Consider the following 20,889-nt stretch of genomic DNA (forward strand, 5'->3'; position numbering starts at 1 on the left):
TACTTTATTGGGAGGATGGGTAAAAAGATGAAATTGTTATCGTTTCAATTGGAAGGTCAGACATTGTACGGTCCGAAAGTAAAAAGGGAAGAAGCGGTATGGGATGCGTTGGCTTTAGCAACCCATTACGGGGACACTAGTTTACCGAAGACAATCATCGAAGGTGTTGCATTGGGGCTGGATTTTGTCGAATCAATCCGTAAACTTGTTAACCGGGCAGAAAAAGACGGGGATGCAAACGAGTATAAATATTCATTCTCTACTATTGATTGGCTTGCGCCGATTCCTAGAACGCCGAAGAATATTATTTGCGTGGGGAAAAACTATTTTGATCATGCAACTGAAATGGGTGACGAAGCAGCGCCTGAAAAGTTAATGATATTCACAAAGTCGCCAACAACAATTGCCGCGGATGAACAACAATTACCCATCCATTCTGAAGTGACGGACAACCTTGATTATGAAGGGGAACTAGCGGTTGTCATTTGTAAGCAGGGACATAACATTCCTAAACAATTGGCGTATGATTATATTTTCGGATATACAATTGCGAACGATATTACCGCGCGTGATATTCAAACAGCGCACGGGCAATTTTTTCTTGGGAAGAGTTTAAATGGGAGCTGTCCTATGGGACCATATTTGGTCACCAAAGATGAACTTCCAAACCCTAATAATTTATCAATTGTTACGAAAGTCAATGATGAAATACGACAAAATAGCAATACTGAAGTAATGATATTTAAAATCGATCAAATTATTGCCGAAGTTTCACGATTTGTAACATTGGAGCCGGGCGATGTCATTTTGACAGGTACGCCGTCCGGTGTTGGAAAAGGGATGAATCCGCCTGTTTTCTTGAAAGAAGAGGATACGGTTAATATTTCAATTGAAGGAATCGGCACACTTTCAAATCGTTTTGTGTAAGCGTGTTTGCTTAATCCTTATTCCAATCTATGGTAGGATAGATAAGTAAACAAATTTTTTATGAGGTGAAGTTGATGATACATTTTCATATTTTTACATGGGTCGTTGGAATTATTTTATTCCTTGTAGCTGCCGTAATGGCGAATGGCTCAAAGGGACGAAAAATTGTTCATATGAGCAGTAGATTATTTTATGTGCTGATTTTATTGTCGGGTGTAATGTTGTTCATGGAATCCTCCAGCCTGGGACTGGATCCAGCCCTATACGGAGTTAAATTCTTATTAGGATTTGTTACAATCGGTCTAATGGAAATGGTGCTAGTTCGTTCGAGCAAAGAGAAAAACGTTACGACATTATGGATTTTCTTTTTCATCTTTCTATTCGCAACCATGTTCCTCGGATTCAAACTACCGATGGGGATTACCTGGTTCGCTTAATTAAGAAAGAATGCTGGACTATTTAATAATTAAAAAATAAAAGCATGGTGGGAAGTTTTATATTCCTGCCATGCTTTTTAATTTACGAATTTTTTGTAGCTTTCTATATAACAGTATCACTTTATTGAAAGTAGTTGATTGGAGTGGAGGGGGGCGACTCCCGTGGGATTAGCGGATCAGGTGAGACCCCACAGGTAGCACATTGCGCTGCCCCCCTAATATTGGACACGCCATCTAATATTAGGAGGCCCAAAAAGAATGTCCAAGTATACAAAAGAATTTAAACTTCTAGTAGCCAAACGTTATGAACATGAAAATATTAGTTACCGAGACCTGGCAGAAAAGGTCGGAGTCGACAACTCTGTAATTCGTTACTGGGTGCTACTGTTTCGACATCATGGTGATAATGCATTCGATTTTCCCTATACAAACTATCCAGGAGCCTTTAAACTAAGGGTAATTCAATTTATCAATGAAACGGATTACTCTATTCGAGAGGCATCGGCTATTTTCCATATCCCGGATCCTAGTATGGTTCGTAGGTGGAAGAAAAGGTGGGAGACAGCTGGTGAAGGTGCCCTTGAAATAAAAGAAAAGGGGCCTTCTACAATGAAATCTCGCAATCAAAAGAAAAGCACTTCCAAAGATCTTGTCGACCAATCAAGAGAAGCCATGGAAAAAGAACTCGAATATCTTCGTATGGAGAATGCCTATCTAAAAAAGCTGGAAGCCTTAGTTCAGGAAGAAAGATCACCAAAAAGATTAAAACGAAAGTAATATTTCTACTAAGGCATGAATTCCCAGTGAACAAGATGGTAAAGATAGCCGGTATTGCAAGAAGCACCTACTACAACATCGTAAATAGTTTCAAGCAGCCAGACCCCGACCGGAAGTGGAAGAGAAGAATCAACTTCATCTACCACCGACACAAAGGGCGCCTTGGGTATCGACGCATCACCGACGTCCTGAACGAAAAAGGACACACGATAAACAAGAAGAAAGTTCTTCGGATTATGCGAGACCTGGGGCTTCAATGTATTGTCCGAATGAAGAAGTACAAATCCTATAAAGGTGCATTCGGGAAAGCAGCCCCAAATATCTTGAACCGCAATTTCAAAGCGGAAAAACCCAACGAAAAATGGGTTACAGACGTTACAGAATTTAAATTATTTGGACAGAAATTATATCTCTCTCCTATTTTAGACCTGTTCAACGGCGAAATCATTACCTATACGCTTCAATCGAGGCCTACGTTTGATTTAGTGGAAACAATGTTAAAGCAGTCACTTGAATACGTAAAAGAAGACGATGAGCTCTTGATCCACTCAGATCAAGGCTGGCATTATCGAATGCCACAATATTGTCAGATACTAAAGGAATACAACATCACACAGAGCATGTCGCGAAAAGGAAACTGTTACGACAATGCCGTCATCGAGAACTTTTTCGGAATCCTTAAATATGAATTCCTGTTCCTGCAGGAGTTCGATGATCTTGAACACTTTAAAGAGGAACTAGAACAGTATATCTATTATTATAATCATTTAAGAATCAAGTCCAGATTAGAGCGGAAAAGCCCAATGGGCTATCGGAAAAAATACGAACTCGCTGCTTAGAAAAATAGTGTCCAATTTTAAGGGTCCAGTGCACATCCGCCCCACAGGAAAGCGCCCCCCCGGAACGGAAATCAACGGTTCTTATATAAAATGATACTTGAATGTCTTTTTTAAATGGAAATCAACTAGCACGTGTATTTCACATATCCGCCCCATTTCAACAATCAACCGTCGATTTAATGGTGAAAGAATAGCCACTCCTCATTTCATTTGTTAAAATGAAGAGTGATAGTTCGTTAATTAGGAGGCTTTATTTGTGAAAAGTAATAGATGGTTTGGGCTACTTTTATCAATGACTTTGATTTTATCTATAATTTATCCAACAGGGGTATTCGCAAAAAATGATCGAACGCTTCAAGATGAAAGCATATACGACTTACTAGTCGACCGATTTAATGACGGGAATTACGACAATAATGAAGGCGTTGATCCTCGAGACATGAACGCATTCAGCGGCGGAGACTTCGCGGGGATTACTGACAAATTGGATTATATTGTTCAAATGGGCTTTACATTAGTTTCAATTGGTCCCGTATTTAGCACAGCAACCTATGACGGAAATGAAGTGCTCGATTACGAAAAGCTTGAACCGTATTTCGGAACAGATGAAGAATTCACTAATATGATTGACTCCTTGAAGAAAGAAAAGATTGGCGTTGTTGCTGATTTTCCATTAAGCGAGGTCAGCGAGAATCATACATGGGTAAAGAATGATCTTGTACCTACTATACCAGCAGGCGATGGAACTGTTAACTGGGATAGCTCGAATCCAGCGACCAAAGAAATGATAATCGATGCAGTTGTTTCATTCGTGGACAAGTACAAGTTAGCTGGAATTCGTTTAACAAAATTAGGCGATTTCGATGAAGACTTTTTAAATGAAGTAATCGCTGAAATAAAAAAAGCAGATGACACAATTTATGTAATGTCGACAGAAGAATCCGCTGCTAATTTTGACACGGTACCTAATATCGAAAAAATGGAAGCGCTAAAGCAATCGTATGTACAGGTAAATCCTGATTCATCTCCTCTTCAATTATTTGAGGATAACAAAGGAACGGAATTAATCCAATTCGATGAATTAACGGGGCCGCGTTTTACATATGAAATGTTTTCTTTGAGGATGTTTCCGCCTACAAGATGGAAAATAGCGGCGACTGCATTATTCACGTTACCTGGTGTACCTGTGGTGCCTTATGGATCTGAAATTGCGGTAAACGGGAAAGAAGCACCCGAAAGCCATCCGATTTCAAACTTTAAAACAGATATGGAGTTACAAGAGTATATCGGAGATTTAAACTCTTTACGAAACAAGTCAGACACAATTCGTAATGGGGACTTCGAGATGCTGCATAACAAAGATGGCTTTACAATTTTTAAACGTTCATCAGATGAAGAGACGTGGATTGTTGCACTGAACAATACATCTAAAACCGAGAATTTTGTAATCGATGAGGACGTTATCGGTGAAAATAAAAGAATGCGCGGCGTTGTCGGCGGCGATATGATTAAACAATCAAAAGACGGGAAGTACCGGGTTGTTCTCGAACGAGAATTGGCTGAAGTATATATCGTAGATAAAGACAAAGGCTTTAACACCCCTTATTTAATTGCCTCAATTCTTGTTTATGTATTGTTCCTAGGATTCCTTTGGTCAGTATGGAGAAGAGGGAAGAAAAATAAAGCAGAAGAACTGGAATAAGTAAAATCCCAAGATGGCAACATTCGCCGTCTTGGGATTTTTTATTTCGCTTTATAACCAAGCATATTCACCGGATCTTTCGGTGAGGAATATGGGGGAGAGTAACTAAGTTCGAGTGCGGCTAAATCATCGACAGTCATATTGCCCATCATTGCAGTTGCAATTACGTCAATGCGCTTATCGACGCCTTTATCGCCAACAGCTTGTCCGCCTAACAATAAACGTGAATTACGATCATAATGGACGCGTAAGTCAATTGTTCCGTGATCCGGGTAATAGCCCGCATTGGTTCGGCCTTGATAGGTAACCGTTTCAAATTCGATGCCTTCATCAGTCAGGCTTTGTTCAGAGTGACCTGTCATTCCCGCTGTTAGTGAAAATAGTTTTGTTATTGTCGAGCCGAGAAATCCATTGATTTTTACAGGGTTTTCACTGAGATGACTTGCTACAATATAAGCTTGACGATGGGCATGCCAAGCAAGCTGAACTCTTTTAGGCTTACCTGTATGCCAATCAGAAGTTTCCGCGACATCGCCAATCGCATAGATATCAGGGTCATTCGTTTGCATATAGTCATTTACAACAATACCTTTTGTTTCACCAATTGTTAATCCAATGCTTTCAGCAAGCGATGTATTCGGAATGATACCAATACTTGCCGCGATAAAATCGACTTCAAAATTCATCCCGTTTTTCATAATCAATTTCGTATCTTCAACGCGCTCGATCCCATCATTAAAATAAAATTCGACGCCATTATCTACCATTTCCTTGTATAGGATATCCGATATATCTTTATCCATCGCTTTCATGACCCGATCATTTCGTTCGATAATCGCAGTTTTAAGACCTAAACGCCTGAAGTTCTCGGCAAGTTCGATACCAATAAAGCCGCCGCCGATAATCGCGCATGATTTCGGCTTTTCTCGTTCGATAAACTTCAGGATATATTCCATATCGGTATAGCTTTTCAAAGTGATCAAAGGCAACTTTCCTAGCCCTTTAATTTCTGGTACACGTGATTTTCCGCCTGTCGACAAAATCAGTTTATCGTATGAGCGCGTGAAAATTTCATCCGTATCAAGATTTTGGATTTCCACTGTTTTCGATTCTCGGTCAATCGACGTTGCTTCATGGCGGGTGAGCATTGAAATATCGCGTTTCTCACCAAATTTATGAGGAGAAGGGCCGCCCACTTTTGTTTCATCTTCTATTAATCCGCCGATAACATACGGTAATCCGCATGTCCCATAACCGATTTTCTTTTCGCGACCAATTAGTGTGATTTCAGCATTTGGAAGAACACGTCTAATTTGCGATGCAACAGTAGATCCTCCAGCGACAGCACCGATTACGACTACTTTCACAATATCACCCTTTACGACTTAGTATTATTCGACTTTATTCAGGAAAAAGATTGAAACTGTACCAGGTCCGGCATGTGCCCCGATAACCGAACCGATGATGTGAATATCAATGCTTTTTGGTTGAAACTTTTCCTCAACTAATGCTTTCAATTCGAGCGCAATCGCTTCATCATCGCCGTGACTGATGGCAATGGTTTGTTTGGATAAGTTATCGCCGCGTTCTTCCATTAACTCAACGATGCGGCGCAATACTCTTTTACGGCCGCGATGTTTTTCTATAGGAACTAACTTTCCGCCTTCTACATGCAATAAGGGTTTAATATTTAATAATCCACCGATGAATGCGCTAGCCTTTGATACTCTTCCGCCGCGTGCCATATAATCGAGATCCTCAACGGTAAATAGATGTTCCATATGTTCCGACATAAATCGAATCTTTTCTTCGATTTCTTCCAGCGTTTCGCCCGCATTTCGAAGTCGAACGGCTTCTTTTATAAGAAGTCCATACCCAAGTGAGGCGCATTTTGAATCAATGATGAGCAAGTTCAAATCTTTGTTATCCTCTTTGACCTGGTCACGCATCATTACCGCGGTGTTATATGTACCCGATAATTCAGATGAAAACGCAATATAAATACCTTCTTCGCCGGATTTCGAAAGTTCGGTCCATCTTTCCAACAATTCTTCAGGAGAAACTTGTGATGTTTTGGGTTGTCCACCGTTTCGAATCGTTTTATACACTTCACGGGAATCTATTTCGACGATATCTTCATACTCTTTCCCGTCAATTAATACATGTAGCGGAATTAACGCAACATCATTTTCAGTAAAAAATGATTTCGGTAAATCTGAAGCGCTGTCTGCAAATATTCTCATTTCCTAATCCCCCAATCTCTATTTGGTTAAATATTCTTACTTTAATTGTAACCGTTCTTGGAGTACTTGCGCAATCCCATCTTCATTATTCGAATTAGTCGTCACTTCATCGGCAATCGATTTTAACTCATCAATCCCGTTCGACATCGCGACGCCAACTCCTGCAAATTCAATCATTTCAAGATCATTATTTTCATCGCCGAATGCAATGATGCGTTCTTTTGGAATATCCATCCACTTTGCGACATGGGAGAGGCCAGCTGCTTTACTGAGACCGCTTCGAAAGACTTCAATCACATGACCAAAAGGCGAATCCCATATACGATGTCCCACGACTTCAGCGTGAATATGGTTGAGATGTTCAACAATCGTATCGACATTACTTTCATCAGCTTGAATAAGTAATGACGTCGGATCTTCTTTTAAATAGTTTTGAATCTCGCCTGTTGTTACTTTTGGAGTACCCATCTTAAAATTGTCTAAAACTTTTTCATCATGGTAATGAAGATAGACATCATCCATAACCTCAGCAACCATGTTATTCCACGGAAATTCTTTCATCGCTTCCACGACCTCTTTCACGACGGATAAAGAAAGCGTTTCATGAATCGTTTTCCAAGAACGATTGTCGGGATGGTGTACAAAAGCGCCATTGAAATTTACAACGGGCGTAATTAGATTCAGTTGTCGATAATAAAGTTCAGTCGCACGGTACGGTCTGCCAGTTGCAATCATTACGTGATGGCCTTCACTTTTAGCTTTGTGCAAAGTTTGGGCTGTTTTTTTCGTTATTATTTTGTCATCTGTCAATAACGTCCCATCAAGATCGAGGACGATCAAATGTGGCTTCAAAATAAATCCCCCTTTTAATGTAAGTTTACCGTTAATACATTATCCAAGTCAAAGAAGGTAGCGGCTAAAACAACCTTTTTGTTTTTCTAATAAAACTTTGGTACGCTGAAATGAAAAGAAAAAGGTTGTGATTGAATGATTTTAAACGAAGAAACTTGGGGAACTATTCCTTTATTACATATAGTAGAAAAAGAAAATGAACACAATGAAGTCCCAGTCGTTGTCTTTTTCCATGGATTTACAAGTGCGAAAGAACATAATTTACACTATGCCTACAATCTTTCCAAAAAAGGAATGCGTGTACTCTTGCCCGACGCTCATTTACACGGCGTGCGCGAAGAAAGTTTGGACGAAGCCGAATTATCACTTCGATTTTGGGAAATTGTCTTAACATCCATAGAGGAACTAGCGTTAATTCGCAAAGAACTAAAAGACCGTAATCTATTATCATCCGCGAAAATTGGCGTTGCCGGAACATCGATGGGCGGAATCACAACTTTAGGCGCGTTGAAAATGTACGATTGGATCGATGCAGCGGCTGTCATGATGGGCGCAGCCGGATTTGTAGAATTAGCAAAAGCGCAAATCAACCAATTTGAATCAGAAGGGTTTAAATTGCCGGTGACAAAAAAAGAAAAAGAGAAGTTGTATACTGATTTAGCCGTATTTGATATTACAAAAGAACAGTCTGTGTTGAATCAGAGACCGCTATTCTTCTGGCACGGAAAAAATGACCCGGTCGTTCCGTACAGACCGACGTATAAGTTTTACGAAGCTATTAAAGCCGACTATAGTAACGTTCCCGATCGACTTAGTTTTGTGACGGATAAAGTTGCAGCACATGCGGTGACGAGGTCCGGCATGCTTGCTTCTGTAAATTGGCTTGCAGGTCATTTGTATGAATGACCTTTGCCTGTTATGATGAAGGTATCAACTGAATTGGAAGGGGTAAAGACAATGAGTCAAGAAATGAAAGACAGTATGTTGGGCGCAATTGAAAACGTTATCGACCCTGAGCTTGGGATTGATATTGTAAATCTAGGGCTTATTTATGATGTTGAATTAGATGAAGAAGGCACGGCAAAAGTAACGATGACACTTACATCAATGGGATGTCCAATGGGACCTCAAATTGTTGCGAATATTAAACAAGAACTTATGGAGCTTCCAGAAGTAAAAGACGTAGACGTCAATATTATTTGGAGTCCGCCATGGTCAAAAGACAATATGTCGCGTTACGCAAAAATGGCATTAGGCGTTCGCTAAGCTTTAAATAATTGAAAGACTGTATGACTTATTTTTAAGTTGTACAGTCTTTTTTTTGTTGTTTAGAAACTATAAAAGTATAGACCCGTGGATTTATTCTCGTTGTGTGTCCGGTTGCTCTCATTGCTCCAACGTTTATTCTCGTATCGAACCACCTCCATTTTAAATCCAATCAAACTACTTTACTCAGCGATAAAATCATTATATAATTTAGTTAGTCAAAGATAGTCAAAGTCAAACGAACGGAAAGGTGATTGTTTATGAGAATGCAAGGACAGCAGGAAGACGAACGGACACCGCTTGAGCAATTTGGTCGCAATCTTGTTGAAGAAGTAAAAAATGGCAAGATGGATCCTGTCATCGGGCGGGATGAAGAAATTCGGAATACAATTCGGATTCTATCGCGGAAAACGAAAAACAATCCAGTGTTAATCGGGGAACCAGGCGTCGGTAAGACGGCGATCGTGGAAGGACTCGCTCAAAGAATTGTAAAAGGCGACGTTCCTGAAGGATTGAAAGGACGCGAAATTTTCGAGTTAGATATGAGTGCGCTTATCGCAGGCGCAAAATACCGGGGTGAATTTGAGGAACGGTTAAAAAGTGTTTTGAAACAAGTGAAAGATAGTGAAGGGCAAATTATCCTTTTCATCGATGAAATTCATACGATCGTTGGAGCAGGGAAAACGGACGGTGCAATGGATGCCGGCAATATGTTAAAGCCGATGTTGGCACGCGGCGAGCTTTATTGCATCGGTGCAACGACACTTGATGAATATCGAATGTATATCGAAAAAGATCCAGCGTTGGAACGCCGTTTTCAACAAGTCGTGGTTCGCGAACCTTCTGTTGAAGATACAGTATCGATTTTACGGGGATTAAAAGAAATGTATGAGTTGCATCACGGGGTGCGTATTCATGACCGGGCGATTGTGGCGGCCGCCGCGTTGTCGAATCGTTATATTACGGAAAGATTTTTACCGGACAAAGCAATCGATTTAATCGATGAAGCAAGTGCGATGATTCGAACAGAAATCGATTCGATGCCGCAAGAACTCGACGCTGTCACTCGGAGAATGATGCAACTCGAGATCGAAGAGCAAGCTTTGCAGAAAGAAAAGGATACAGCAAGTCAAACAAGACTTGAAATATTACGGGAAGAATTACAAGAGTTGAAAGATTCTTCCGCGGATATGCGTTCTCAGTGGGAATCTGAAAAAGAAACATTAAGTAAAATCCAAGAAAAACGTGGACAACTCGATCATTTCAGACGGGAACTAGAAGACGCGGAAAACCGTTATGATTTGAATAAAGCAGCGGAACTTCGCCACGGAAAAATTCCTGCTGCGGAAGCCGAACTTAAAACACTTGAAGCGCCATTGCTTGATGGTAAGGAAAGTCGTTTGTTACGTGAAGAAGTGACTGAAGAAGAAATAGCCTCCATTGTTGCGAGATGGACGGGCATTCCAGTAACCAAACTGGTTGAAGGGGAGCGGGAAAAACTGCTTCGTTTACGTGAAACACTCCAAGAACGAGTTATCGGCCAAGACGATGCCGTGCAACTTGTCACTGAAGCAGTGTGGAGAGCGCGTGCAGGCATTCAGGATCCGAATAAACCCATTGGCTCTTTTCTATTTCTAGGACCAACAGGGGTAGGGAAAACTGAACTAGCGAAAACGTTGGCCGCAACATTATTTGATTCGGAAGATCATTTCATCCGCATTGATATGTCGGAATATATGGAGAAACACAGCGTTTCAAGACTTGTAGGTGCACCTCCGGGATATATAGGTTATGAAGAAGGCGGACAATTAACCGAAGCCGTTCGACGGAATCCTTATTCTGTTGTGCTGTTGGATGAAATTGAAAAAGCGCATCCAGATGTGGCAAATATTCTGCTGCAAGTACTTGATGATGGCCGTATTACGGATAGTCAAGGAAGGCTCGTTAATTTCACAAATACAGTAATTATCATGACTTCGAATATTGGATCATCTTATTTGCTGCATGGGTTGGCGGATACTGAAAACCATGCCGCGGAGGATCTTGTCATGGCCGAGTTAAGAAACCATTTCAAACCTGAGCTGTTGAATCGAATGGATGACATTATTATTTTCCATTCATTAACCGGTAACGCATTTAAGCGAATTGCAAGGAAAATGCTAGATGACCTCGTATTACGACTTGATGAGCAAGAAGTGGCTATGAAATATGATGAAGCTGTATTGGATTGGATTGTCGAAGAAGGGACGGATGCTGATTTCGGAGCGCGCCCACTGAAACGATTTATCCAAAGACATGTTGAAACTGTTGTTGCACAAGAATTAATCAAGGGTGACATTGGACCAAACGGGGAATTTCTACTTACAATGGATGAGGGCAAACTCGATGTAACTAAAAAAATATAACTAAAAAGCAGCTATGGAGTATTTCTCCACAGCTGCTTTTTTAAATCAATTATCCGAAATAGGTCCTTCTGGCATTGATTCGCCAACAAGAATTACTAAAATTCCTACAACTACTGATATAATTATGCCTGCTTCAAAATTGAACGGAACGTTTGCAATCGCTCCAACAACATAATTAAGCAATGTTACTAAAGCGAATGACCATACAAAAGTTAAAATGAATCTCAATTTAGTTCACCTCTACATTACTATTTCCCCAACTATCATACCATAGGGTTGCCAGTTCGGAAACAATTAATCAATTATTATAAAGTTTATTTTGGCGAATTAGTGTCGGCCTGTTGTAAAAACCGTTCAAATCTCTTATGATTAATACCAGGTACTAATAATAGATGATAAAGAACGGAGGATATTTTTATGAATGCAGGTTTATTAGGAGTAGGAAAATACGTGCCGTCACATATATTAACAAACGAAGATCTTGAAAAACGAATGGATACATCCGATGAATGGATTCGGACTATGACAGGGATTGAAGAAAGAAGAATTGCTGCCGATGATATGGATACATCTCATATGGCTTACAACGCGGCGGTCAATGCAATTGAAAATTCCGGGGTGAGCCCAGAAGAAATCGGTTTAATACTGGTCGCAACTGTTACACCGGATCGTCCATTTCCAGCCGTCTCGACGATGCTACAAGAACAGTTGGGCGCTAAAAATGCGGCAGCAATGGATGTTTCAGCGGCATGCGCAGGCTTTATGTATGGTTTGGTAACTGCGAAGCAATTTGTTGAATCAGGAACATATGACTATGTGCTCGTCGTTGGTGTTGAGAAATTATCTAAAATAACGGACTGGGATGACCGTAATACGGCTGTACTATTTGGCGACGGCGCAGGAGCAGCGGTTGTCGGAAAAGTAAGTGAAGGTCGTGGAATTTTATCATTCGAACTTGGCGCAGACGGATCCGGCGGAAAACATCTTTATCAAGATGAAAAGCTTATCATGAACGGTCGCGAAGTATTTAAATTTGCGGTGCGTCAAATGGGGCAGTCTGCCTTGAATGTAATCGAGAAAGCTGGTTTGGATAAAGATGATGTTGATTATTTGATCCCGCATCAAGCCAATATTCGAATCATGGAAGCTTCACGTGAACGACTCGGCTTACCAATTGAGAAAATGTCGAAAACGATTCATAAATACGGAAATACATCCGCTGCATCGATTCCGATTTCACTTGTCGATGACCTTGCAGAGGGCAAAGTCAAAGACGATGATGTTATCGTATTCGTCGGTTTCGGCGGAGGATTAACTTGGGGCGCAATTTGTATGCGATGGGGTAAATAATCGTTCTGCATGCTAATAATAAGAACTGCATTTATACTAAATTTTATAGGCTATTTATTTCGTAAAGGAGAGTTTTAAAATATGACTAAACGACGTGTAGTTATTACAGGGATTGGTGCTATTTCACCGGTAGGGAATACAGCTGAAGAATCATGGGAAGCTGTTATTAATGGTCAATCGGGTATTGGCCCGTTGACCAGACTCGACAGTGACCAGTTCCCAGTTAAAGTAGCCGCTGAGGTAAAAGATTTTAATATCGAGGATTATATAGAACGTAAAGAAGCGCGTAAAATGGACCGCTTTACTCATTACGCACTTGCTGCATCGATTATGGCAATGAAAGATGCCGGGTTGGAAGAGCTCGATGAAGAACTTAAACTTCGTACAGGCGTCTGGATCGGCTCTGGAATAGGCGGCATGGAGACGCATGAACAACAGTTTTTAACGTTCCAAGAAAGAGGCTATCGCCGAGTAAGCCCATTTTTCGTACCAATGATGATCCCAGATATGGCTTCTGGTCAAGTATCGATTCATTTCGGTGCGAAAGGGATTAACTCTTGTACAGTAACTGCTTGTGCATCTGGAACGAACTCGATTGGGGATGCATTCGAAGTGATTCGCCGCGGCGAAGCAGACGTTATGATTTCAGGCGGTGCAGAAGCGCCAATCACGACAATGGCTGTCGCTGGATTTTGTGCAAACAAAGCGCTGTCTTTGAACCCGGACCCGTCTCAAGCATCTCGTCCATTTGATGCCGAACGTGACGGCTTTGTAATCGGCGAAGGTGCGGGAATCGTTATTCTCGAAGAATACGAACATGCGGTTAAACGTGGTGCGAAAATTTACGCGGAACTTATCGGGTACGGCTCAACTGGTGATGCGCATCATATTACTGCACCGGCTCCAGAAGGAGAAGGGGCGGCACGCGCAATGATGCAAGCGATTGAAGAAGGCGAAATTTCTCCAGATAAAATCGACTATATTAATGCTCATGGTACAAGTACGCCCTACAACGACCAGTTTGAGACGATGGCGGCGAAGACCGTTTTCGGTGACCATGCCTACAAACTTGCGATCAGCTCGACGAAATCGATGACAGGACATCTTCTAGGGGCAGCTGGTGGTCTTGAAGCAATCTTTACAGTAAAAGCGCTTCAAGAAGGAATTCTACCGCCAACAACGAACTACGTGAATGCTGATCCAGAATGCGATCTTGATGTCGTGCCAAATGAAGCGCGAAAAGCAAATATCGAATACGCGATGAGCAACTCACTCGGTTTCGGCGGACATAACGCTACGCTTATTTTCAAGAAAATATAATTTAAAAAGCACAATGAACACAAAAAAACGAACTATTCATAATGAATAGTTCGTTTTTTACTATGCTTGTCATCTTAACTCACTGAATCGTATCCAACAGTCGATATGCTTCTTCTGTGGTATTTACTGCCAGCAGTTCATTTCTAAATGTGTCGTCCATTAACTTCCGGGAAAGCATTTGCAAGATTTTCAAATGTTCGTCGCCGGCACTTTTTTCAGGTACAGCAATCATGAATATTATTTTGGCGTCTGTGCCATCAATGCTATTCCAATCCACGCCAGCCTGTTGAAGTCCGAAAACGACGGCAGGGCGCTTAACGGCATTAGACTTACCATGCGGAATTGCAATGTTTGCGCCAATTCCTGTCGAACTTTGTGCTTCACGATTAAAGATCGCTTCTCTGAAAGCCTCTTTTGAATCAAGCACACCATTAGCATCTAATTTGTTAATTAATTCGTCAATGATGTCATCACGTATCGTTCCTTGCAAGTTCACATCGATTAATTCTTCATTTGTAATGTCTGTTAATTTATGGATTTCACCTTCAGTTGATGTATCTTCCGGCGTCTCTTCAACGTTCTCTGGAGTGGGTGCATCACCGGCTGTGGCTACTGCTGGCTCAAATGAAACATCTTTCTTTAAAAAGTTGACCATGAATGCCGTTACGAATACCCCGACAGCTGCAGCGATGAAGAACATGAGTACATTATCAACGGCGCCAAGGACAGCAACGATGGGTCCGCCGTGAGCCACTTTATTGCCGACATGTCCGATCATCGCAATAACTGCCCCGACCATGGAACCAACCATAATACTTGGAATAACCCGAAGTGGATCTTGTGCAGCGAAAGGAATTGCGCCTTCGGTAATCCCGAACAGGCCCATTGTAAACGAAGCTTTTCCAGCCTCTTGTTCCGTCTCGCGGTATTTCTTTTTGTTTAAAAATGTTGCGACGCCCATGCCGATTGGCGGAATACAAATGGCTACGGCAATGGGTCCCATAATGCCATAATTCCCTTCGACAATCATCGCCGCTCCGAATAAGAAAGCAACTTTGTTAAATGGACCGCCCATATCAAATGAAATCATTGCACCGAGTATAAGCGCAAGTAAAATTGAACTTGTCCCTTGCATACCAGCGAGCCAAGTCGTTAACGCTTCGAAAATGCCTGCAACAGGCGCACCGATGATGTAAATGAAAGCTAATCCAACAATGAGTGAAGCGAAAACAGGGATGATAATAATGGGCATAATTGGTTGTATCGCTCTTGGAACTTTGAGGTTTTTTATGGCGAGTGCAACGTAACCAGCCAGGAACCCAGCAATAATTCCGCCGATAAATCCTGCACCAGCCTCACTTCCGTAAAAACTACCATTGGCTGCGATAAATCCACCGATAATTCCGGGCGCAAGTCCTGGTCTGTCTGCAATACTAACAGCGATAAATCCGGCTAAAATAGGAATCATAAAGGTGAATGCCGCGCCTCCGAGGCTTTCAACAGTTTTCCAAATCGAATCTACAGGAATCACAATCCCTCCAGGTGTTTGTTCTCCACCTAAAGTTAAAGCAATCGCAATTAGTAGGCCGCCGACTACAATAAACGGTATCATGTAGGAAACCCCGTTCATTAAGTGACGATAGATTGGATTTTGTTTGGACCCCTGGTGGTCTTCCTGAGTACTTGAAGTCGAACGTTGACCGGGTTTATAAACAGGCACTTCATCTGTTTTAAATTTGTTTATCAACTCTTTTGGGCGCCGAATTCCGTCTTGAACCCCTGTAATGATAACTTTTTTTCCAGCAAAGCGTTCTTTATCAATCGTTCTATCTGCAGCAATAATAATCCCGTCTGCCTCTTCAATGTCACGATCCGTAAGTGCATTTTCAACGCCTGTTGATCCTTGTGTTTCTACTTTTATATCAATGCCGAGTTCCTTACCGGCTTTTTCCAAGTTCTCGGCCGCCATAAATGTATGGGCAATTCCGACTGGACAAGCAGTTACAGCTAATATTTTCATCTGGACATCCTCCTTATAGTTACTATTGTTCAGCTATGTCCATATCATATACCCGAATAAGGAGTTAAAAATTTATTCTTTTACCGAAACTTCCGGTAAAACGCAGTTATTGTGTCAAACATTTTAAAAAAGCGGACGTATTATTTTGTTGCGTTAGTTCTTTTATAAGCGCGTCTTGTTCACTTAAAAATGATAATTCATTAAAAAGTCTTTTGGTCACTTGGGAGTCTTCATCAACGACCGCTAGTAAAAATACGAGTGAAACTTTTTCTGATCCCCATTCAATTGGCTGTTTCAAAATAGCTACAGCAATACCTGAGCGAAGAATACCTGTGGGATTGCCATGCGGTATGGCAATCGAAGATCCAATCGAAGTCGCTGATGTTCTTTCTCGCAAAACTGCAGTGTGAATGAATTCTTTTTGGACAAAACCTTGTTTATATAATGAGGTAGCAAGCATTTCCACGACTTCAAAGCGATGTTCGACATCAAGATGTAGGAAAATCGAATTTTTATCAATAAAATGAAGCAAAGTAGCATAGTCGTTCTGGTTGTCACCCGCCGCGCCATCCGAGTTAATAAAAGCCAGTAAACATTCCTGATCAGCCAAATCAAACAAAGGTGATATGACAATATGCTGGATTGGCATGTCTGGTAACTCAACTGTAGAGATGATTAGGTCCAAGTCATCCGCCAAATAATTGTGTAAATCAGCCTTGCTAATGCATTGTATAATCTTTAAATCAGGTAGTTGCCGCTCAATTTTTGATCTTAATAAATGAGACATGCCAATTCCGAGGTGACAAACAATGATTGCCCGTTTTTTCTGTAAGGTTACTTGTTTTTGACGTTCCACCGATGCTTGAAAATGAAGGACAATGTAGGCCACTTCATCTTCAAGTAGGATCACCTGGAATAATTCATCGGATTTTTTTAATGCTAAAATGACCATGCTGAACATATATGGATACTTGTTTTTAATTTCTGTTAGTAATGGATTTTTAATGGGTAGTTGGTAAGAAAGTCGATTTAGCACTGGTTGGAGGTGGATGGAAAGCCCTTGAAATAATGTATTATCAGTGTCAAAATCAATTTTTGTTAATCGCGTCATTTCTGCTATTAGTTCAGTCACTAACCTTTCTAGAAATGGATTGTTTGTTTTGCCTATTGTTAATTTTTTTCCGCTAATTAAGTGCCATGCCAAATAAGTTACTTCGCTTTCAGGAATTCGGAGTGCGAAAAAAGGCTCGATTTCTTTCACCAACTGTAGTGCTTGATCATATTCAACTTGCTCGGTTATTTTTGAATCCTGTTCCGGTATTAAAATTGGGCTTCTTTGTTTAATTCGTTTAATCATTATTATTATATGAATGACTAACCGATCTAAAGTTTCATCTGTAAAAGCAAAACCTTGTTTTTTTATTATTGATGTTACGAAGTGTACTTCATGTTCAGGGAACAGATGAATAATTGATTGCTGTTTGTGGGTATGGGTGGAAACAAGGTGAGCAATTGCGCTGCGTCTTTTTGTTTCTTCAGCCTTGAGAAACACCCCGATATTCTGTTTTAATTCCAAAGTGATTTCAAACGGTCGAAGCCACTCTGCAATTACTTCTAGATCTTTTTGTATGCTCGTTCTATTTGTAAAGTGTTGATCAGAAAAGTGTTGTAATGTAAGAGGGTTAACAGCAGTTAACAGTTCATATGTCATATCGAAAATTCGTTCATCAGTCGGTTTCTCACGATTTCTACTTAATAGCATTAATAATCGTCGGCGATCTTCTTCTTTCCCAAGTAAAAAAACACCGAAACCTGGTTTGCGGTTGAGTTGAATAGTGGAGTGTTTTTTAAAAAGATCAGCTGCATATTTCAAGTCATTTCTTATTGTTTTTTCCGAGCAGTTTAGCTCCTGTGCCAAGTCATCTACTAAAAGATAACGTTCTTTACTTGTCAACAATATATTTATTAAATCTAATTGACGTACGTTCATTCATTTCGCCTCTTTTAATACATTTATTAAAAAAACTTCAATTGTCATTATACCAATGAATACATGACAACTGTATATATTAAGGTTTGTAGCAACGTTAGGAAATCCGTAACACATATAAATGAGCGATTTCTTTTGAAGGACAGTTAAAGTGTGGTAAAGATGTAATTGTTGAAAGGATGATTATTTATGAAACAACCATTATTTTTAGAACCAGTATTTCAAGAACGAATTTGGGGCGGAACTGCTTTGAATGAGCAGTTTGGTTATAATACACCGTCTAATCGTACCGGGGAATGTTGGGCGATTTCAGCACACCCAAATGGTCCGTCAATAGTGAGAAACGGTGATTTTGCAGGAAAAACGTTAATTGAACTGTGGCAAGAACAACCGGCGTTATTTGGAAATCATCAAACAGAAGTATTTCCGCTTTTAACAAAAATTTTGGACGCGAACACGAATTTATCCGTTCAAGTTCATCCAGATGATGCATATGCCAATGTGCATGAAAATGGCGAGCTTGGAAAGACAGAATGTTGGTATATTATTGATTGTGAAGAAGGCGCAGAAATCATTTTTGGTCACAATGCTAAGACGAAAGAAGAGTTTACTGAGCTGATTGAAAAAGGTGAATGGAATCGTTTGCTGCGAAAGGTGAAAATTAAACCGGGTGATTTTTTCTATGTGCCAAGCGGAACGATTCATGCATTAGGTCAGGGAACCGTCGTACTAGAAACACAGCAAAGTTCAGATACGACTTATCGTTTGTATGACTACGACCGAGTTGATCAAGACGGCCAGCTACGTGAATTACATATCGATAAATCGATTGCCGTTTCAACGATTCCCCATCGCGATACTGTAACAACACCAGAGCAGAGCACAATTCCGGGGGCAACGATTACAAAGTTTGTTGAAGCGGAGTATTTCACTGTGTATAAATGGGATATTGACGGAAAAGCGAAATTTAACTTTAAATCATTTTTGTTAGCAAGTGTCATTGACGGTGACGGGACATTAACGATTGGAGATGAATCATACCCTTATAAAAAAGGTGACCATTTCATACTTCCCGCAAATGCTGATGAATTTCAAATGGAAGGAAAAGCGACGCTGATTGTTTCGCATATTTGATAAGTAAAAAAAGGCAACTCCGCATTAGCCGGAAGTTGCCTTTTTCGATTAATGAAAAATACAATTCAATTTTTCCCTGCTGATTGTTTCTGTAGTCTCGTCTAAAAGAGGGCTGTTTGTTCATATAGTTATAGAAAACGTAAAGGGCGATGCGTAATTACACGTGTATTTTTATTCCTCATTAGTTATGGACTACTTGTTGTCAGCATTTCGCACGTCATTTTTTATTTTAACTATAGGGCCCTTGGATATGAATGGAGTCAAATCTTTTATTTTATCTTTCGGACAGCCGATTTTGCGTTGTTGGTCATTTCAGCAATTACGCTGACAATTACCGTTGCCTACCGAGGCCCATCGCGTTCTCCATTTTTTTCAGAGTAGCTGATGCAATGGCATTTGCTCTTTCTGCACCGTCATCCAAGATGCTATCTAGCTCGGGAGAATCAATTAAATCATAATACTTTTCTTGGATTGGCGTTAAATGATTGAGAACAACTTCTGCTACGCCTGCTTTGAAATCACCATATCTAAGCCCGTCATATTTTGAAACGACTTCATCGATTGATTTACCGCTCATTGCAGATTCAATCGTCAATAGATTTGCAACACCCGGTTTGTTTTGTTCATCGAATCGAACGATTCCTTCTGAATCAGTAACTGCGCTCTTGATCTTTTTCTCAATTTGTTTTGGCGTATCCAGTAAAGAAATAGTCGCTCTGTTATTCGGATCTGATTTACTCATTTTCTTCAATGGATCTTGAAGCGATTTTATCCGTGCACCGTGTTTTGGAATGCGAATTTCCGGTACAGTTAACGTTTCCCCATAGCGGTTATTAAACCGTTCTGCAAGATCGCGAGTTAGTTCTAAATGTTGGGTTTGATCATCGCCAACAGGTACGATATCTGTATTATATAGGAGTATATCGGCAGCCATAAGCGGCGGGTACGTGAGAAGTGCAGAAGAAACGCCTTCCTGCCCGTCTGACTTATCTTTAAACTGTGTCATTCGCTCGAGTTCACCAATATAAGATAGACATTGCATAATCCAGCCAGCTTGAGCGTGAGCCGGAACTTCTGACTGAATAAATAAAATTGCCTTTTCTGGATCGATTCCGCTTGCGATATAAAGAGCAGCCAGTGAACGAATCGTTTTACTTAATTCTTTTGGATCTTGTTGCACAGTGATTGCATGTTGGTCGACAATGCAAAATAGACAATCATATTCATATTGCAACTCCGTGAATTGGCGAAACGCTCCAATATAATTCCCGATTGTAACCGTTCCTGTCGGTTGTACACCTGAAAAAATTGTTTTCATATAAATTCCTCCTCATAATAAAAAGACATCAGGGAAGAATGTAGTTCCATTCTTCCTTATCATCCCTAATTAAAGGGACGACTGATGTCTTTTCAACCGCGGTACCACCCGAATTGCCCGAAGGCCTCTCAAAGCTCCATAACGCGGAGAAACGTGACCGACTAGTAAAAAGTTCAATAGATATGACTGAACTTTTATTCATCCGCCAAGCTCAGGAACCCATTTCACCTCGTGCAGTTATCTGTTCTCACCACCACAGACTCTCTGGGAAGCTAACCCGAGGTTACTCTTTCCTTCAACGCCGATCAA

17 protein-coding genes and 1 other annotated feature are annotated in these 20,889 nt (G+C 40.7%); of the genes, 10 read left to right on the forward strand and 7 right to left on the reverse strand.

Features of this window, described 5'->3' with window-relative positions; genetic code table 11:
• Positions 1-27: 27 nt before the first annotated feature.
• The 4 genes from JSQ81_RS18020 to JSQ81_RS18035 all read left to right on the forward strand — a co-directional run bounded on the left by JSQ81_RS18020 (position 28) and on the right by JSQ81_RS18035 (position 4,682).
• Positions 28-927: a fumarylacetoacetate hydrolase family protein gene (locus JSQ81_RS18020; protein WP_212607733.1), complete on the forward strand. Its 900-nt coding sequence runs from the start codon at positions 28-30 to the stop codon at positions 925-927.
• A 74-nt stretch (positions 928-1,001) separates the two neighbouring features.
• A complete protein-coding gene (locus JSQ81_RS18025; RefSeq protein WP_212605370.1) occupies positions 1,002-1,364 on the forward strand; it encodes a YisL family protein in 363 nt (120 codons plus the stop codon).
• Between the two features lie 258 nt (positions 1,365-1,622).
• Positions 1,623-2,980 (forward strand): IS3 family transposase gene (locus JSQ81_RS18030; RefSeq protein WP_212605371.1). Its coding sequence is split into 2 segments (ribosomal slippage): positions 1,623-2,091 and positions 2,091-2,980, totalling 1,359 coding nucleotides; the frame shifts between segments, so codons are not numbered across the junction.
• Positions 2,981-3,236: 256 nt separating this feature from the next.
• The gene (locus JSQ81_RS18035; RefSeq protein WP_212605372.1) at positions 3,237-4,682 is read left to right on the forward strand and encodes an alpha-amylase family glycosyl hydrolase; all 1,446 of its coding nucleotides are present in this window, start codon (positions 3,237-3,239) and stop codon (positions 4,680-4,682) included.
• A 41-nt stretch (positions 4,683-4,723) separates the two neighbouring features.
• Here JSQ81_RS18035 and JSQ81_RS18040 read toward each other — a convergent pair whose 3' ends face one another.
• Genes JSQ81_RS18040 through JSQ81_RS18050 form a run of 3 tightly spaced genes read right to left on the reverse strand, consistent with a single transcriptional unit; the run spans position 4,724 to position 7,777 of the window.
• On the reverse strand, positions 4,724-6,049 hold the full coding sequence (locus JSQ81_RS18040; protein WP_249336574.1) for a CoA-disulfide reductase: 1,326 nt from the start codon (positions 6,047-6,049) through the stop codon (positions 4,724-4,726).
• A 24-nt stretch (positions 6,050-6,073) separates the two neighbouring features.
• Entirely contained in the window at positions 6,074-6,925 is an 852-nt protein-coding gene (locus JSQ81_RS18045; RefSeq protein ID WP_212605373.1) for a DegV family protein, read from the reverse strand.
• Between the two features lie 36 nt (positions 6,926-6,961).
• Positions 6,962-7,777, reverse strand: coding sequence for a Cof-type HAD-IIB family hydrolase (locus JSQ81_RS18050; protein WP_212605374.1), 816 nt, complete (start codon positions 7,775-7,777; stop codon positions 6,962-6,964).
• Positions 7,778-7,912: 135 nt separating this feature from the next.
• On the opposite strand from JSQ81_RS18050, the gene JSQ81_RS18055 reads away from it, so the two are divergent.
• From JSQ81_RS18055 to JSQ81_RS18065, 3 genes are all read left to right on the forward strand, one after another.
• Positions 7,913-8,683, forward strand: coding sequence for a prolyl oligopeptidase family serine peptidase (locus tag JSQ81_RS18055; RefSeq protein ID WP_212605375.1), 771 nt, complete (start codon positions 7,913-7,915; stop codon positions 8,681-8,683).
• 51 nt (positions 8,684-8,734) lie between these two features.
• Complete coding sequence (locus tag JSQ81_RS18060) at positions 8,735-9,043, forward strand: metal-sulfur cluster assembly factor (RefSeq protein ID WP_212605376.1); 309 nt, start codon at positions 8,735-8,737, stop codon at positions 9,041-9,043.
• Between the two features lie 266 nt (positions 9,044-9,309).
• Entirely contained in the window at positions 9,310-11,448 is a 2,139-nt protein-coding gene (locus JSQ81_RS18065) for an ATP-dependent Clp protease ATP-binding subunit (protein ID WP_212607735.1), read from the forward strand.
• Between the two features lie 45 nt (positions 11,449-11,493).
• Here JSQ81_RS18065 and JSQ81_RS18070 read toward each other — a convergent pair whose 3' ends face one another.
• Complete coding sequence (locus JSQ81_RS18070; RefSeq protein WP_212605377.1) at positions 11,494-11,676, reverse strand: DUF2929 family protein; 183 nt, start codon at positions 11,674-11,676, stop codon at positions 11,494-11,496.
• A 189-nt stretch (positions 11,677-11,865) separates the two neighbouring features.
• Between JSQ81_RS18070 and JSQ81_RS18075 the strand changes: the two genes are divergently transcribed.
• The gene (locus JSQ81_RS18075) at positions 11,866-12,798 is read left to right on the forward strand and encodes a beta-ketoacyl-ACP synthase III (RefSeq protein WP_212605378.1); all 933 of its coding nucleotides are present in this window, start codon (positions 11,866-11,868) and stop codon (positions 12,796-12,798) included.
• An 81-nt stretch (positions 12,799-12,879) separates the two neighbouring features.
• Entirely contained in the window at positions 12,880-14,118 is a 1,239-nt protein-coding gene (gene fabF / locus JSQ81_RS18080; RefSeq protein ID WP_212605379.1) for a beta-ketoacyl-ACP synthase II, read from the forward strand.
• A 79-nt stretch (positions 14,119-14,197) separates the two neighbouring features.
• Here fabF and JSQ81_RS18085 read toward each other — a convergent pair whose 3' ends face one another.
• The gene (locus JSQ81_RS18085; RefSeq protein WP_212605380.1) at positions 14,198-16,138 is read right to left on the reverse strand and encodes a PTS fructose transporter subunit IIABC; all 1,941 of its coding nucleotides are present in this window, start codon (positions 16,136-16,138) and stop codon (positions 14,198-14,200) included.
• A 106-nt stretch (positions 16,139-16,244) separates the two neighbouring features.
• Complete coding sequence (locus tag JSQ81_RS18090; protein WP_212605381.1) at positions 16,245-18,128, reverse strand: BglG family transcription antiterminator; 1,884 nt, start codon at positions 18,126-18,128, stop codon at positions 16,245-16,247.
• A gap of 189 nt (positions 18,129-18,317) precedes the next feature.
• Here JSQ81_RS18090 and manA point away from each other — a divergent pair, with 189 nt between their 5' ends.
• On the forward strand, positions 18,318-19,262 hold the full coding sequence (gene manA, locus JSQ81_RS18095) for a mannose-6-phosphate isomerase, class I (protein WP_212605382.1): 945 nt from the start codon (positions 18,318-18,320) through the stop codon (positions 19,260-19,262).
• Positions 19,263-19,593: 331 nt separating this feature from the next.
• Here manA and trpS read toward each other — a convergent pair whose 3' ends face one another.
• Positions 19,594-20,580 (reverse strand): tryptophan--tRNA ligase, encoded by a 987-nt coding sequence (gene trpS, locus JSQ81_RS18100; protein ID WP_212605383.1) that lies wholly within the window; start codon positions 20,578-20,580, stop codon positions 19,594-19,596.
• Positions 20,581-20,650: 70 nt separating this feature from the next.
• Positions 20,651-20,888 (reverse strand) — a binding site (T-box leader).
• Position 20,889 lies beyond the last annotated feature (1 nt).

Source organism: Sporosarcina sp. Marseille-Q4063 (genome assembly GCF_018309085.1).
GTDB lineage: Bacteria > Bacillota > Bacilli > Bacillales_A > Planococcaceae > Sporosarcina.

What these genes read in the sequence shown, in the direction of transcription:
- JSQ81_RS18060 (WP_212605376.1), top strand. Translation starts at nt 8,735, where the DNA reads ATGAGTCAAGAAATGAAAGACAGTATGTTGGGCGCAATTGAAAACGTT.
- JSQ81_RS18090 (WP_212605381.1), bottom strand. Translation starts at nt 18,128, where the DNA reads ATGAACGTACGTCAATTAGATTTAATAAATATATTGTTGACAAGTAAA.
- trpS (WP_212605383.1), bottom strand. Translation starts at nt 20,580, where the DNA reads ATGAAAACAATTTTTTCAGGTGTACAACCGACAGGAACGGTTACAATC.
- JSQ81_RS18025 (WP_212605370.1), top strand. Translation starts at nt 1,002, where the DNA reads ATGATACATTTTCATATTTTTACATGGGTCGTTGGAATTATTTTATTC.
- manA (WP_212605382.1), top strand. Translation starts at nt 18,318, where the DNA reads ATGAAACAACCATTATTTTTAGAACCAGTATTTCAAGAACGAATTTGG.
- JSQ81_RS18065 (WP_212607735.1), top strand. Translation starts at nt 9,310, where the DNA reads ATGCAAGGACAGCAGGAAGACGAACGGACACCGCTTGAGCAATTTGGT.
- JSQ81_RS18085 (WP_212605380.1), bottom strand. Translation starts at nt 16,138, where the DNA reads ATGAAAATATTAGCTGTAACTGCTTGTCCAGTCGGAATTGCCCATACA.
- JSQ81_RS18045 (WP_212605373.1), bottom strand. Translation starts at nt 6,925, where the DNA reads ATGAGAATATTTGCAGACAGCGCTTCAGATTTACCGAAATCATTTTTT.
- JSQ81_RS18055 (WP_212605375.1), top strand. Translation starts at nt 7,913, where the DNA reads ATGATTTTAAACGAAGAAACTTGGGGAACTATTCCTTTATTACATATA.
- JSQ81_RS18075 (WP_212605378.1), top strand. Translation starts at nt 11,866, where the DNA reads ATGAATGCAGGTTTATTAGGAGTAGGAAAATACGTGCCGTCACATATA.
- JSQ81_RS18020 (WP_212607733.1), top strand. Translation starts at nt 28, where the DNA reads ATGAAATTGTTATCGTTTCAATTGGAAGGTCAGACATTGTACGGTCCG.
- fabF (WP_212605379.1), top strand. Translation starts at nt 12,880, where the DNA reads ATGACTAAACGACGTGTAGTTATTACAGGGATTGGTGCTATTTCACCG.